Here is a 13,703-nt window from a genome sequence, read left to right on the forward strand (position 1 = left end):
CGGACCCCCGCCGGAGCGGGCGCGCCGCTCAGCCCGCGATGGAGTCGAGCTGTTCGGCGGCGGGCCGCAGCGCCCAGAGGTCACCGCCCGGTGGTGTCTCGAGCCGCGGGACCGCCGCCCTGGCCTGCCCGTCGCCGGCGTCGGCCGCCGCGTGCACCACATCACTCGCCGCCTACCGGTAGAACTCGAGCTCGGGGTGCGGCCAGGCGGCCGCCCCGGTGGCGGCGGGCAGCAGATGGTCGACCGCCCTGAACAGGCTCTGCCACTGCGGCCCCCGGTAGTCCCAGGTTTCACGCCGACGTGCCTGCCGATGTCGGCGAGGCGGGCGTACACGACGACCAGGTCGAAGGCCGAGTAGTGCCGGCTGCGGGTCCGGGCGAGCTCCTGCGGCCGACTGCCGTCCGCGGCTGTCTGCGGGCCGATCCGCCGGGTACGGGCGTCGAGAACCGTCCTGCGCGCGAGGCTCCTGTCGCCGGTGACGCAGGAGCCACTGCCGGATTCGGGCACCTCGACGTACGACAGCGGCGACGAGGACAGCGGCGACGAGGACAGCAGGCAGGACGACGAGCGCGGCGCGTACCGTCAGCCCGTCGCCAACTCGTAGGCGTAATCGGGGGTGAAGGACCCGGCGTCGCCCTTGCAGCCGTCCGACTCCCCCGGCAGCTTGACCCACAGATAGGCGTCGATCCCCGCCTCGCCGGTGTCGGTGGTCGGCGCGCGGCCGATCGCCCGCCCGGCGGGGTCGCACCACTGCCCGGCCGGCGGCGCGCCGTTGCCGTTGCGGCTGGTGTCGATCACCGCCCCGAGGCCCGGTCGGCCGCCGAGCGCCGCCAGCACCCGGCGTGCGTAGGCCACCTCGTCGGCCGTGCTGTGGAAGTTGGAGACGTTGGTGAAGATGCCGTCGCCGCTGGTGCCTGCCTGGGCCGAGCGCAGCGCGGCGGCCTGCTCGGCCGCCGGACGCCAACCTGAGTGCCCCGCGTCGAAGTAGACCTTGGCGCGGGGGTTGGCCGCCTTCATCGTCCGCGCCGCGCGCCCGAGGGCTGCGAAGCGTGCGGACCGCTGTTCGGCGGACAGACAGTCGGCCTGCGCGATCGAGTCGGGTTCGAGGATCACCAGGACCGGTTTGTCGCCGAGACCCGCGGCGAACTCCCGGACCCATCCGTCGTACGCGCCGAGGTCCGGTGCCCCGCCCTCGGACGCTCCCCCGCAGTCCCGGTCCGGTATCGCGTAGGCCACCAGGACGGCCGTGCGGTTCACCGCCGCGGCAGCCGACGTCACCGACCGCACCCTGCCCGTGACCGCACCGGGGTCGTACTCCGTGAACCAGACGGCGCTGGGCCGTGCCGCGATCCGTGATTCGATCACGGTCCGCCTCGGATCGCTGTGGTGCGCGCGGACCCAGTCCAGCACCTGTGACTCGGGATGCCTGTACAGGACGGCAGGGGCGGTGTCGTTGCGCGCGCGCCCGGGTGCGACGGACGGGGACGGTGCGGGCGCCCGGCTCGGTGAGGCACTGGGCCGTGGGCGGGTGGGCGTCGCGGACGGTACGGCAGGCAACGGTGCGGGGACCGTGGCCTTGGTGACCGAGGGGGCCGCGCGCTTCTTCTCGTCGTCCGCCGACGTCTGCGCCAGCACACCGGCCGCCCCCGCCGCGGCCGCGGCCGCGACCACGGCCGATGCGGCCACCACCATCGCCCGACGGCGCGCGGCGCGCCGTCGGGCAGCACGCTCGGCACGGAGTTGAGTACGGACGCCTGACACGATCTCCCCCTCCAGGTGACACCGGCAGCGCCGTCGTTCCCCCGTTCTGGGGAAGCCCCGGCCGGGCACCACGGCCACGAGCCTATGGCTGGGACCCTTCGTCCATGGCTCAGATGGAACATTTCGCTGTGCGGCCGGGCTGCGGCCCGGCCGCGGTCGACTCGGTGGTGGCGCGTATGTCCGCGTACGGCTCCGCCTGGCCGGCCGCGGACGGGCTCGCGGTGTTCAACCGGGTCTATCTGACGGTCACCGAGGAGATCGGCCGGCGCATCGACGGCGGTGGGTTCCCCGACCCGCGGGCCGCCACCACCCTGAGCGTGCTCTTCGCCGAGCGCTATCTCTCTGCCGTGGGCGCGACCGCCGACGGTTTGCGTCCGCCGGCCTGCTGGCGGCCCCTGTTCCAGTACCGCCGCCATCCCGGCGTACGCCCCCTGCAGTTCGCGCTGGCCGGGATCAACGCGCACATCGGGCACGACCTGGCACTTGCCGTGGTGGACACCTGCCACGCGCTCGGCTGCGAACCGGCGGATGTGGAGGGTGAGTTCGAGGGGGTCGGCGACGTCCTCGAGCTGCTCGAGGAGCGCATCCGCGAGGATCTGATGCCCGGCCCCGATCTGTTGCAGATCGCCGACCCGCTGACCCACCTGGTGGGGTCATGGAGCCTGGAGCGGGCCCGCGAGGGCGCCTGGTCGGCAGCGCGGCTGCTGTGGCGGCTGAGGGATCTTCCGGAGCTGGCCGGGGAGTTCACCGAACGGCTGGACGCCGGCGTCGGCCTGGTCGGCCGCTGCCTGCTCACGCCCTGGCGCTGATCAGGGCCCCCGGCCACGAGGCGGTTCACGGATTGAGTGCCGTCCGGGGACGGCCGGATCGCGGCCGGCCCCGGACGGCAGGTCGGTCCGCCGACCGGAGCCGGCGGAAGTCGTGGGCGGGTACCCGTCGTCGGGTGACCGCCGCGGGTCAGTCCTCCGGCAGCTCGACCGGGGCGATCTCGTCGTAGAGGTCGCCGGGGCCCGGGTTGCCCGGGTCGGTCGTGCCGCCGAGGTGGGCCATCACACCCCATACCGCGTTCAGCGCGGTCGTGACGGCGCCCTCCGCCCAGCCCGCCGTCCAGGAGATGTCGTCACCCGCGAGGAAGATGCCGCGCTTGTCCTCGGGCAGCCGGTCCTGCATGAAGTGCGTGAACAGACGGCGCTGGTAGCGGTAGTGGCCGGGCAGGTTCGCCTTGAACGCGCCCATGAAGTAGGGCTCGTTCTCCCAGGACACGGTGACGGGGTTGCCGATGATGTGGCTTCGGATGTCGACGTTGGGGTAGATCTCGCCCAGCGACTTCAGCATGACCTCCATCCGCTCGTTCGCGGACAGCGGCAGCCACTTGAGGCTGTCGTCGCACCAGGTGTACGAGAGGCAGATGACGGCCGGCTTGTCGGGCCCGTTGTCCAGCAGGTAGGTGCCGCGGGTCATCCGGTCGGTGAGCGTCATCGACATGAGGTCACGGCCGGTCTCGTTGCCCTGGCCGTCGACGGCCTTGTCCAGCCAGAACGGCCGGTCGACCGGGACGAAGAGCTTGGACGACTCCATGTAGTGGGTGCGCTCCATCGCCGTCCAGTGGTCGATCGGGAAGAGCGAGTCGTCGCAGGCGATCTTGGACAGCAGCATCCAGGACTGCGCGGTGAAGACGGCCGCCTTGTACGTGCGGATGTCGCCCGAGGCGTCGGTGACGGTGATCCGGTTGCCCGCGGTGCGGTGCAGCCGGGTCACGGCCGGCCTCGGCTCGCCGCCGTGCAGGGAGGACAGCGAGGTGCCCTGCGCCCAGTGCACGATCTTGGCCGGCTCGCGGTCCCAGAGCCGCAGCGGCAGCTGCTGGCTGCCCTCGACGATGCCGCGGTGGTGGTCGTCGGCCTCGGAGTAGACGACGCGCAGGATCTCCAGGATGGAGTTGGGGAAGTCGGTGTCCCAGCCCCCCGTACCGAAGCCGACCTGGCCGAAGATCTCTCGGTGCCGGAAGGACTTGAAGGCCTCGGACTCGCAGAGGAAGCCGTAGAACGTCTGGTTGTCGAGCTTCTCGACCAGCTTGGCCCAGATCTCGCGGATGCGCGGCACATCGCGCTCCCGCATGGCGCGGTTCATGTCTGAGAAGTCGGCACCCTCCTCCAGGCAGGCGTTCCAGGCGTCCATCACATCGCGGTAGACCTGCGGCAGGTCGTCGATGGTCTCGGCGTAGTGCGACTCGCCCTTGAGGTCGACCACGGTCGACGGGGTCGTGGGGGCGAGAGGGTTGGGGAAGGGCTGCGTGGTCAGGCCGACGAGGTCGATGTAGTGCTGCAGCGCGGTGGAGGAGGGCGGGAAGCGCATCGCGCCCATTTCGGCGCTCAGCTCGGGGTCGCAGCCGTCGAAGCCGACGGTGCGCAGCCGGCCGCCGATCCGGTCGGCCTCGTAGAGGACCGGCTTGAGGCCCATCTTCATCAGCTCGTAGGCCGCGACGATGCCGGAGAGACCGCCGCCGATGACCGCGACCTCGGTGCCGTGCTCGGTCGCCGGTATCTGGCCGAGGCCTGCGGGGTGGGCCAGGAAGTCGTCGTAGGCGTAAGGAAAGTCCGGCCCGAACATGGTGATCGGCGGCTGCTCGTCGGAGTGCTGGACAGCGGTGGTGGGCAGCGTGGACGTCATGGGGTACGGACTCCTTGCGGGAAAGCGTGGTGCGGCGAGCGGGGAGGCGGAGCGGGTCAGGACGCGTAGAGGCCGGGGCGGCGGTCGCGCAGATACGGATTGGCCTCGCGCGAGGCGTTCAGCAGGGCGAGGTCGACGTCGCCGACGACCAGTTCCTCACCGCGGCCGGCGCGGACGCGGGTCGTGCCGTCGGGGCTCGCCAGGCAGCTGAGACCGACGAACTCGAACTCCCCTTCAGGGCCGGTCCTGTTGACGTACGCGATGTACATCTGGCTCTCGAAGGCCCGCACCGGGACCAGGGACTCGGCGACGAACTGGAACGGGTGCATCTGGGCCGTCGGCACAAGCAGCAGGTCGGTGCCTGCGAGCGCGTGCGCCCTGACGTTCTCCGGGAACTCCACGTCGTAGCAGATCAGCATGCCGACCCGGACTCCGTCGAGCTCGGCCTGGACGACCTGCTGCTCGCCCGGGGTGAACCACTGCTGCTCGAAGCAGCCGAAGAGGTGGGTCTTGCGGTAGTTCGCAAGGCTCCTGCCGTCCCGGCCGATCAGCTGAGCGGAGTTGAAGATCAGCTCCCCCTCGCGCTCGGGGTAGCCGTACATCACCGCGATGCCGTGGCGTTCGGCGATCTCCGCGACGGACCGCGCTGCCGGGCCGTCGGCGGGCTCGGCCAGCATGGGCACCTCGTCACCGATCGCGTACCCGGTCAGGAACATCTCGGGGGAGATCAGCAGTCCGGCACCGGCCTTCGCGGCACGGCCCGCGGCCTCGTCGAGCACCTTGAGGTTTCCGGCGACCGATCCCGGTCGTCCGGAGCTCTGGAGCAGTGCGGTGCGCAGCGGGGACATGGGCGACCTCGGGGCGGTGGATGCGGGGTGAAGAAGACATTAAGACGGTACGTTCCGGACTTCGGCCCGGACAAGGCGCGAGCGTTGCGCGCCGATGGTCGATCCGTTGCGCAATGAGCGGTGGAGGCGGCGATTCATTGCGCGTAGCCGTGATCGCGTGACAGCAGAAGGTCCGCGGAGCCCGCGGCGGGGTCCGCGGAGCCCTTCGGGCGTATGCGCATGGTGCTGCGGTCGCGGATGGCACGGCCCCTCCCCCCCCGGCAGCGCGAAGCTCTGCCACTTCCGGGGTCCACGGGCCGGGGACGGTTCTACGTGGGCGCGCCCGACGTGAAGCGGCGCAGCAGCGGGGAGAGCACCAGCACCGATTTGGTGCGCTCCACGAAGGGCTCGCCCGCGATCCGCTCCAGCACGCGCTCGAAATGGCGCATGTCGGAGGCGAATACCTGGACGATCGCGTCCGCCTCACCGGTGACGGTGGAGGCGGACGCGACCTCCGGGTAGCGCTTCAGAGCCCGTTCGATGGCCGCGGGCGAGGTGTTGCGGCTGCAGTAGATCTCGATGAAGCCCTCGGTCTCCCAGCCGAGAGCCGCCGGGTCCACCCGTACGGTGAACCCGGTGATGGCGCCTTCGGCACGCAGCCGGTCGACCCGCCGCTTGACGGCGGGCGCGGAGAGGCCGACCTCGGAGCCGATGTCCGCGTAGGAGCGGCGGGCATCCTCGGCGAGGGCGTGGACGATGCGTTCGTCGAGATCGTTCAGTCGCACTGTTGCTGGATCACTTCTCTGCTGCGGCCAGTCGGGAACGGCGCATGCCGTAACCGAAGTAGAGCACGAGCCCGACGATCATCCAGCCTCCGAAGACCGCCCAGGTGACGCCCGGAAGGCTGACCATCATGTAGAGACAGAACAGGAGACCCAGGATCGGCGTCACCGGGAACAGCGCCACGCGGAAGGTGCGCGGCATGTCGGGCCGGGTGTACCGCAGAATGACAACGGCCACGTTGACCAGCGCGAACGCGAAGAGCGTGCCGATGCTGGTGGCATTGGCAAGCTCGCCGAGCGGGATGGTGGCGGCGAGCACTCCGCAGAAGAGCGAGACGATCAGCGTGTTGGCGCGCGGGCTCCCGGTGCGGGCGTCGACCTTGGCGAAGACCTTGGGGACAAGACCGTCGCGGGCCATGGCGAACAGGATGCGGGTCTGGCCGTACAGAACGGCGAAGACGACGCTGGCGATGGCCACGACCGCACCGGCGGCGAGTACGACGCTCCAGAAACTGTGACCGGTGACGTCCTTCATGATCTGCGCCAGCGCCGCATCGGTGCCCTCGAAGTCCTGCCACGGCATGGCGCCGACGGCGACCAGTGCGACCAGGCAGTACAGCACCGTGACGACGAGCAGCGACAGCATGATCGCGCGCGGCAGATCCCGCTTGGGGTTCTTGGCCTCCTCGCCGGCCGTGGAAGCGGCGTCGAAGCCGATGTAGGAGAAGAAGAGGGTGGCCGCGGCCGCGCTGATGCCGGTCACGCCGAGCGGGGCGAGCGGCGTGTAGTTGCCGGCCTTGATGCCCATGAAGCCGATCGTGCAGAACAGCACCAGGGTGACGATCTTCACGACCACCATGATCGTGTTGACCCGGGCGCTCTCCTTGGCCCCGCGCATCAGGAACACCATGGCCAGCAGGATGACGACGAGGGCCGGGAGATTGATGTAGCCGCCCTCACCGAGGGGGGCGGACACCGAATCGGGGATGGTGAAGCCGAAGGTGCCGTCGAGCAGCTCGTTGAGGTATTCGCCCCAGCCGACGGCGACCGCCGCGACCGAGACGCCGTACTCCAGGATCAGGCACCAGCCGCAGATCCAGGCGACGATCTCACCCATGGTGGCGTACGAGTACGAGTACGAGGAGCCGGAAACAGGGATGGAGCCGGCCAGCTCGGCGTATGAGAGCGCCGAGAACAGCGCGGTCAGGCCGGCGAGGACGAACGAGATCGCGACGGCTGGGCCGGCCAGCGGCGTGGCCTCGCCGAGCACCACAAAGATTCCGGTGCCCAGGGTGGCGCCGATGCTGATCATGGTCAGCTGCCACATGGTGAGCGAGCGGCGGAGCGTGCCGCCCTCGCCCTGGCCGCCCTCGGCCACCAGAGCCTCGACGGGCTTGCGCCGCATCAGCCGGGAGCCGAAGCTCGTGCTCGGTCCCCGGCTCGGGGCGGGCGGTGGCTCGGTTGCGAGTGGCGCTTCGCCGTGGTCCAGCACTGCGGGGGCTCCTTCATGGCTGCGGGTCGGCGACGGGTGACCGTCGGCGGCCCGCGGGCATGGCGGATGTGCCCGCGCATGAGGGGAGGGACCGCCGAGCAGGCGATCACCGCCACTCCAGGTACGGGGCCTGAGCCTATGAGCCGTGGCTCAGAACCCGTAATGCATCGTTGTTGCGCATCTGCGGACGATCATTGCGCGATGCAGAGCACCACGGGGAAACATTGCGTCCAGGTGAAGGGTGGCTTCACAGCTCCCGCAGCCGGTCGACGATTTCGCGCAGCAGCTCCGGGTCGTTCAGACCTGCGTGGGTGACCGGCGCGGAGACCCGGATCAGTCCGGCATCGACCAGGTCGGCCAACAGGACGCGTACGACGGTGAGGGGCAGATCCGCGTCGGCGGCGATCTCGGCGACCGGACGCGGCTCGCGGCGCACCAGCTCGAGCAGCGAGCTGCGGGCATGGTCGAGCCGCGGCTCGGAACCGGTCGGGTCCACGGCGGTGACCTGCGACATCAGATCGATGGTGTGCTCGGCGGCGGGACGTGTCCGGCCGCCGGCCACGGTGTACGGCCGTACCAGAGGCCCGGTCTCGTCCTCGTACCAGTGGTCGCTCACGGTTTAGGTGTCGGTGGCCTCGGAGGCCGAGCGCGTGGGGACAGCCATATGCCGGCCCACCCGCCTGACCAGCAGCGACATTTCGTGGGCCAGCTGTCCGACGTCGGTCTCGGGGTCGGAGAGCACCGCAAGCCGGCTGCCGTCGCCGGCCGGAGTGATGAAGAGGAAGGCGTGGTCGAGCATCACCATCGTCTGCCGCACGGACCCGGCCCCGAAGCGGCTGCCGGCCTCCCTGGCGAGGCTGTGGAAGCCCGCGCAGACGGCGGAGAGATGCTCGATGTCCTTCCTGGCCATCCCTTTGGAGGCGCTGCTGACCAGACCGTCCGCGGTCAGCAGCACCGCCTGGAGCACATGGTCGGTCCTGGCCAGCAGATCGTCGAGCAACCAGCCGAGGCCTGTGGGGTCCTCCGTGGGTTCGTCAGCCATCGTCGTCCGTCCCTTCATCGGTCGTACGGGTGCACGGCGCTGCCCCCGGCGACGCGGGCCCTGCGGGATCGCCCTTGCGGCCGCGATCGAGACCGCGCTGGAAGGACCCGAAGATCGAGCGCATCTCTTCGGGAGACACCTCACGGTCGCTGTCCTCGGCCACTGCGGACGGTGCGTCGCGCAGCGGGGCGGCGAGCGATGCCTGGCGCACCCGGGTCGGCAGTCCGAGTGCCTGCGGGGCGGGCTCGGGCAGCTGCGGGGCGGGCTGCGCCTGCGGCTCCTCCGGGGCCCGGGCCTGCACCGGCTGCACGACCTCCAGCGCCCTGGGTGCTGCTGTCGGCAGGGCACGGACCGGGGCGGGCTGTGGCCTGTCCACCGGTTCCCTTTCCTGGGCCGACGGGGCCGACGGGGCCGGCTCGACTGGGGCGAGGATCGGGTGGGGCAGCAGCACCACGGCCGTGATGCCGCCGTACGGCGAGCGGGTGAGGGTGACCCCGATGCCGTGCCGCTCGGCGAGCCGGCCGACGACATAGAGGCCGAGGCGCTCGTCCTGTGCCGGGTCGAAGTCGCGGGGCCGCGCCAGCGTCCGGTGCGCCTGGTCCAGTTCGTCCGCGTCCATACCGAGCCCGCGGTCGTCGATCTCCAGCACGAATCCGTTGCCGGCCCGGCCGGTGCGCATGGTGACCTGGGTGTGCGGCGGGGAGAACACTGCGGCGTTCTCGACAAGTTCGGCGACGAGGTGCACCACGTCGGCGACCGCCTCCGCGCTGATGCCCACGGCCGGCATCGGTGGCACCACGACCCGGGTGTAGTCCTCGATCTCGCCCACCGCGGCGGCCACGATGTCCACCACGGGTACCGGCTTGCGCCAGCGTCGTCCCGGCGTGGCCCCGGAGAGGATGATGAGCCCCTCCGCGTGGCGTCGCATCCGGGTCGTCAGGTGGTCGATCCGGAACAGGTCCTCGAGCGTGTCCGGGTCTGTGGTGCGGCGTTCCAGAGTGTCGACGAGCTTCGACTGCCGGTGCACCAGGGCCTGGTTGCGGCGGGCGATGTTGAGCAGTACGGCGAAGACGCCACGGCGCAGGGTCGCCTGTTTCACGGCGGCTTCGACGGCTGCCAGCCGGGCGGTGTTGAGTGCCTGGCCGACCTGGCCGATCTCGTCAAGACCCCTGTCGTCGCCGCCGAAGTCCAGCGGCGGTGCGGCAGCGGCCGCATCCACCTCCTCGCCCGCGCCGAGCCGTTCCATCACATCAGGCAGCTGCCGAGTGGCGAGCACCTCGGCGGCGTCGCGCAGCTCCTCCAGGCGGCGCGAGATGCGCCGGCCGCTGGTGACCGAGAACCAGATCGACAGGCCCACCGCGATCAGTCCGAGCAGACCCACCACCGCGGCCTTGACCATCTCCCGGTAGGCGAAGGCCCGGCCGCGGTCGGCGGTGTTCAGCGCCGAATCGGTGCACAGCAGCATGTACCGCTTGACCGCGCGGTCCGTCGTGGTCCGCCAGGAGTCGGCGGCCATGGCCCTGCCGGCACCGGACGCGCCGGCCCGCAGCAGAGCGTCCTCACCGGCTGTCAGCGCGCGGTACTCCGCGCCCGCCTCGAAGTCCGTGAACAGCTTCCTGGAGTCGTCCGGGAGGTCGGGGACGTACGTACGGTGAAAGACCCGCCGGTCCTCGATGGTGGCGGTGAGCGCGTCGTACTGGCGGTCGGTGAGACTTCCGGCGGCACGCGCCCCGGCGACCAGGGCGTCCTCACGGGAGACGAACTCCCGCACGCGCACCAGCTCGACGACCACCTGCCCCTCGCGGGCGAGCTGGCCGGCCTGCAGGGCGGTGAGCGTGGACTGCACGTCGAAGGTCGGCTGGACGAGGGTGGTGTACGCGTCGACGGCGTCTTCCCAGGAGATCGCCCGGTCCAGCACCCGCCCACGCAGGTCCTCCAGGCCGTCGACGGCGCCGGCCATCTCGTCGAGCGACTGCCGCTGGCGCTCGGTGAGGTCCGCACGCCGGTCCCGGTCGCCGATCGCGTCCCGCATGGCGCCGACGGCCTTGTCGGTCGAACGCTGCTGCCCGGTCAGCGCGGCGACGGTGGCCGGGCCGTCGTTCCGCCCCGCTCCCAGATACTCGGCGGTGAGCCTGCGTTCGATCTGGATCTGGCCCACGGCGGTGTCGACCGGGGTGCCGAAGTCCTCGTACACGCTCTGGACCCGGATCAGAGCCCGTAGGTCGCCGGTTACCGAGACCATGGCGAAGGTCCACAGCGCCATCAGAGCGATAACGGGTATGACCGTCAGAGTCACGATCCGGCCGCGGATCGTGGGGCGGCCCAATCGCCGGCGCATGGTCTCCCCAGAACATAGGACAACGGATCGGGGGCAACTGATCGACGATGGTTACCCCCCGGTAAGCGCAGTCAAGCTACGCGATTCGGCATGCGCAACGCAATGTTCCTGCAGGTAACTGCGGGGGGCTCCGGAGGGGTCCGGCAACGGACTCCGTCGACACCCGCCATGCCTGGCGCATGGTGCCGCGCCGGACTGGACAGTGTTGGACCGGACAGTGTCGTGCGGTTCCCGCACCCGACCTTGGGAGGCCCGCGTGACCTGGCTCGACCCCGGACCCTTTCTGCGAGGCGTGGCCTGGCTGGACCATGGGCGCGCGGTGCGCGCGGACCCGGCCGACCTGGGCCGGCTGCCGTGGGACGCCGGCGAGCGGGCCGCACTGCCCACCGGCGTACGGCTGGAGTTCACGGCTGACGGCGCGGACGCGGTCGAGATCCGCTACCGCGCCGACGTGCCGGGTCCGACCGACGCGCTGCGGGATCTCGCGCACTGCTTCGCGCTCTGGCAGGACGACGGCTGTGTGTCCGAGACCTTCACCGACCCGGCCGAGGAGGCGGTCGTCACGATCAGTCTGCCCGGCGGCACCAGGGGCCCGTTCACCGTCCATCCACCCGAGGCCCAGTCCCCCGTGGTCCTGGGCGTGCGAGCGATCGGTGGCACGGTCACGCCCGCCGCGCCGCGCCCGCGCTGGCTCGTCCACGGCGACTCCATCACCGAGGGCTGGTGGTCCACCCGCCCCGCCCACTCCTGGCCGGCGGTCGTCGGCCGCACCCTCGGCCTGGACACCGTCAACCTCGGATACGCGGGCGGTGCCCGGGGCGAACTGGCCACGGCGCAGCAGTTGTCCGCACTGCCCGCCGATGTGATCACTCTCGCCTTCGGCACCAACTGCTGGACCGGCATTCCCTGTTCCGTCCCGCTGCTGTACGAGACGACGCGCGCGTTCATCGAGCTCGTACGCCAGGGGCACCCGGACATCCCGCTCCTGCTGGTCTCCCCCGTACTGCGCCCCGACGCCGAGCAGACCCCGAACCCGCTCGGCGCCACCCTCGCCGAGTTGCGCACGGCAATGGAGGCGGCCGTCCGCGACCGTATCGCCGACGGGTCCGGCGACCAGCGGCTCACGCTGCTGCCAGGACGCGATCTGCTCGGTCCCGGGCAGCTGGCCGACGGCGTGCACCCCAATGACGAGGGGCATGCCGTGCTGGCCGCCGCGGTCGCCGGCGCACTCCGCCCGGCGATCTCGTCGACCCGGCCGTCCGACACGTAATGTTCACTGGCTGATAGAAGTGCGACAACCGGGGTATGCGAGCGGTGATGAACGCAGAGCCGCATGTGGTGATCGAGGAATCGCCGCAACGAGACAGCGCGGGGGCCCGCCATGCCACCGCGGACTTCCTGTCGCAGTACTGCCCCTGGGTCGACGGGGACGCGGTGCTGCTTGTCGTCTCCGAGCTGGTTGCCAACGCGCTGCGGCACACGGCCGGCTGGTGGCGGCTGCATCTGACGGCGGGGCAGGACACGCTGGTGGTGGAGATAGACGACTCCAGCCCGCTGCCCCCCGTACCGCGCGAGCCCGACTTCGCCGGCGGCGGCGGTTTCGGCTGGCACATGGTGCTCCGGCTCGCGGGCCGGGTGGAGGTCTGCCCACTGCCGTACGGCAAGAGGGTGCAGGCGACCTGGATGCGACCGGTCCCGGCTCGGACCGCCTGCTGATCCCGGAACCGCCGGTCCCGCAACACGCCGCTGATTCCCGGACCCGGAGCACGGGGAAGCCGTCACGCGGAAGCGGCGTCCCGGTCCAGTCGGAACGCCGCTTTTCCCGTGGGGGGAACTGGTGATGCGCGGGGCGGAGTCTCACTCCGCCACGAGCAGGCCGTCACGCAGCCGTGAGGTGATGCGCGTCAGCAGCCGGGACACATGCATCTGGGAAACGCCCAGTTCCACGCCGATCTCCGACTGGGTCATCTCCGCTCCGAAGCGCATCTGGAGGATCCTCTTGTCGCGGTCGTCGAGTTCCTCGATGAGAGGCTTGAGCGCCTGGACGTTCTCCGCGGTCTCCAGGTCGGCGTCGGGCGCGCCGAGCCGGTCGGACAGCGGCGTCGGCGCGTGGTCGGACGCGTCGTCCACCGGCATGTCGATCGAGCCTGCCGTGTAGCCGTTGCTGGCGACCACGCCCTCGATGATCTCTTCCTCGTCGAGCCCGAGGTGCTCGGCCAGTTCGGCGGTCCTCGGCGCGCGGTCGAGCCTCTGGGAGAGTTCGTCGGTGGCCTTGGCCAGATCGATCCGCAACTCCTGCAGCCGCCGCGGCACATGCACGGCCCAGCTCGTATCGCGGAAGAACCGCTTGATCTCGCCGACGATGTACGGGACGGCGAAGGTCGCGAACTCCACCTCGCGGCTCAGCTCGAACCGGTCGATCGCCTTGATCAGGCCGATGGTGCCGACCTGGACGATGTCCTCCATCTGCTCCGCGCGGTTACGGAAGCGGCCGGCCGCGTATCTGACAAGCGCCAGATTGAGTTCGATGAGGGTGTTCCGTACGTACTGGTGCTCGTGCGTCCCCTCCTCCAGTTCGGCGAGCCGAACGAAGAAGAGCCTCGAGATCTCGCGTGCGTCCTTGGGTGCGACCTCCCCCGGTTTCCGAACATCCGGAAGATCCAGCTCCGCCATGTTCAGGCGCTGTGTACCAGGCTGCGTGAGTTCGGCCGGGACCGTGCTCGCCGTGGACACTTCGTCCTCCCCTGCTCCGTGGTCAGTGCAGAGCGCGTATACCCCGTCCTGCTCCACACAT

General features: G+C 70.7%; 13 protein-coding genes and 1 pseudogene. 4 read left to right on the forward strand and 10 right to left on the reverse strand.

The features are described 5' to 3' along the window. Positions 1 to 28: 28 nt before the first annotated feature. A pseudogene (locus tag OG966_RS06925) lies at positions 29 to 477 on the reverse strand (alginate lyase family protein); the annotation flags it as partial. Between OG966_RS06925 and OG966_RS06930 the strand changes: the two are divergent. Continuing rightward, the gene (locus OG966_RS06930; protein ID WP_326655562.1) at positions 476 to 604 is read left to right on the forward strand and encodes a hypothetical protein; all 129 of its coding nucleotides are present in this window, start codon (positions 476 to 478) and stop codon (positions 602 to 604) included. The pseudogene OG966_RS06925 and the gene OG966_RS06930 overlap by 2 nt on opposite strands. Here the strand turns inward: OG966_RS06930 and OG966_RS06935 are convergent. Further along, on the reverse strand, positions 583 to 1,761 hold the full coding sequence (locus OG966_RS06935; RefSeq protein WP_406732718.1) for a glycoside hydrolase family 6 protein: 1,179 nt from the start codon (positions 1,759 to 1,761) through the stop codon (positions 583 to 585). The genes OG966_RS06930 and OG966_RS06935 overlap by 22 nt on opposite strands. Positions 1,762 to 1,865: 104 nt before the next feature. On the opposite strand from OG966_RS06935, the gene OG966_RS06940 reads away from it, so the two are divergent. Beyond that, on the forward strand, positions 1,866 to 2,570 hold the full coding sequence (locus OG966_RS06940; RefSeq protein ID WP_326648549.1) for a DUF5995 family protein: 705 nt from the start codon (positions 1,866 to 1,868) through the stop codon (positions 2,568 to 2,570). Positions 2,571 to 2,718: 148 nt separating this feature from the next. Here OG966_RS06940 and OG966_RS06945 read toward each other — a convergent pair whose 3' ends face one another. The 7 genes from OG966_RS06945 to OG966_RS06975 all read right to left on the reverse strand — a co-directional run bounded on the left by OG966_RS06945 (position 2,719) and on the right by OG966_RS06975 (position 10,909). After that, the gene (locus OG966_RS06945) at positions 2,719 to 4,428 is read right to left on the reverse strand and encodes a flavin monoamine oxidase family protein (protein ID WP_326648550.1); all 1,710 of its coding nucleotides are present in this window, start codon (positions 4,426 to 4,428) and stop codon (positions 2,719 to 2,721) included. A gap of 56 nt (positions 4,429 to 4,484) precedes the next feature. Then, positions 4,485 to 5,276, reverse strand: a complete 792-nt coding sequence (locus OG966_RS06950; RefSeq protein ID WP_326648551.1) for a carbon-nitrogen hydrolase family protein — start codon at positions 5,274 to 5,276, stop codon at positions 4,485 to 4,487. Between the two features lie 308 nt (positions 5,277 to 5,584). Then, positions 5,585 to 6,040 (reverse strand): Lrp/AsnC family transcriptional regulator, encoded by a 456-nt coding sequence (locus OG966_RS06955; RefSeq protein WP_326648552.1) that lies wholly within the window; start codon positions 6,038 to 6,040, stop codon positions 5,585 to 5,587. Between the two features lie 10 nt (positions 6,041 to 6,050). After that, complete coding sequence (locus OG966_RS06960) at positions 6,051 to 7,529, reverse strand: amino acid permease (RefSeq protein ID WP_442806667.1); 1,479 nt, start codon at positions 7,527 to 7,529, stop codon at positions 6,051 to 6,053. 247 nt (positions 7,530 to 7,776) lie between these two features. Beyond that, positions 7,777 to 8,145: a DUF742 domain-containing protein gene (locus OG966_RS06965; RefSeq protein ID WP_326648553.1), complete on the reverse strand. Its 369-nt coding sequence runs from the start codon at positions 8,143 to 8,145 to the stop codon at positions 7,777 to 7,779. A 3-nt stretch (positions 8,146 to 8,148) separates the two neighbouring features. Continuing rightward, positions 8,149 to 8,571 carry a roadblock/LC7 domain-containing protein gene (locus OG966_RS06970; protein WP_326648554.1) on the reverse strand — a complete coding sequence of 141 codons (423 nt, stop codon included), beginning with the start codon at positions 8,569 to 8,571 and terminating at the stop codon, positions 8,149 to 8,151. Next, positions 8,564 to 10,909, reverse strand: coding sequence for a sensor histidine kinase (locus OG966_RS06975; RefSeq protein WP_326648555.1), 2,346 nt, complete (start codon positions 10,907 to 10,909; stop codon positions 8,564 to 8,566). The genes OG966_RS06970 and OG966_RS06975 overlap by 8 nt, the downstream gene beginning before the upstream one ends. 256 nt (positions 10,910 to 11,165) lie before the next feature. Here OG966_RS06975 and OG966_RS06980 point away from each other — a divergent pair, with 256 nt between their 5' ends. Next, complete coding sequence (locus OG966_RS06980; RefSeq protein ID WP_326648556.1) at positions 11,166 to 12,179, forward strand: GDSL-type esterase/lipase family protein; 1,014 nt, start codon at positions 11,166 to 11,168, stop codon at positions 12,177 to 12,179. A 47-nt stretch (positions 12,180 to 12,226) separates the two neighbouring features. Beyond that, a complete protein-coding gene (locus tag OG966_RS06985) occupies positions 12,227 to 12,625 on the forward strand; it encodes an ATP-binding protein (protein WP_326648557.1) in 399 nt (132 codons plus the stop codon). Between the two features lie 141 nt (positions 12,626 to 12,766). Here the strand turns inward: OG966_RS06985 and OG966_RS06990 are convergent, their stop codons facing one another. Then, complete coding sequence (locus OG966_RS06990) at positions 12,767 to 13,642, reverse strand: RNA polymerase sigma factor SigF (RefSeq protein ID WP_406732710.1); 876 nt, start codon at positions 13,640 to 13,642, stop codon at positions 12,767 to 12,769. Positions 13,643 to 13,703: the final 61 nt, after the last annotated feature.

The organism is Streptomyces sp. NBC_01750 (assembly GCF_035918095.1).
Lineage (GTDB): Bacteria > Actinomycetota > Actinomycetes > Streptomycetales > Streptomycetaceae > Streptomyces.

Coding starts and splice junctions, on each gene's coding strand:
- OG966_RS06970 (WP_326648554.1), bottom strand. CDS start 8,571: ATGGCTGACGAACCCACGGAGGACCCCACAGGCCTCGGCTGGTTGCTC.
- OG966_RS06940 (WP_326648549.1), top strand. CDS start 1,866: ATGGCTCAGATGGAACATTTCGCTGTGCGGCCGGGCTGCGGCCCGGCC.
- OG966_RS06985 (WP_326648557.1), top strand. CDS start 12,227: ATGAACGCAGAGCCGCATGTGGTGATCGAGGAATCGCCGCAACGAGAC.
- OG966_RS06950 (WP_326648551.1), bottom strand. CDS start 5,276: ATGTCCCCGCTGCGCACCGCACTGCTCCAGAGCTCCGGACGACCGGGA.
- OG966_RS06945 (WP_326648550.1), bottom strand. CDS start 4,428: ATGACGTCCACGCTGCCCACCACCGCTGTCCAGCACTCCGACGAGCAG.
- OG966_RS06975 (WP_326648555.1), bottom strand. CDS start 10,909: ATGCGCCGGCGATTGGGCCGCCCCACGATCCGCGGCCGGATCGTGACT.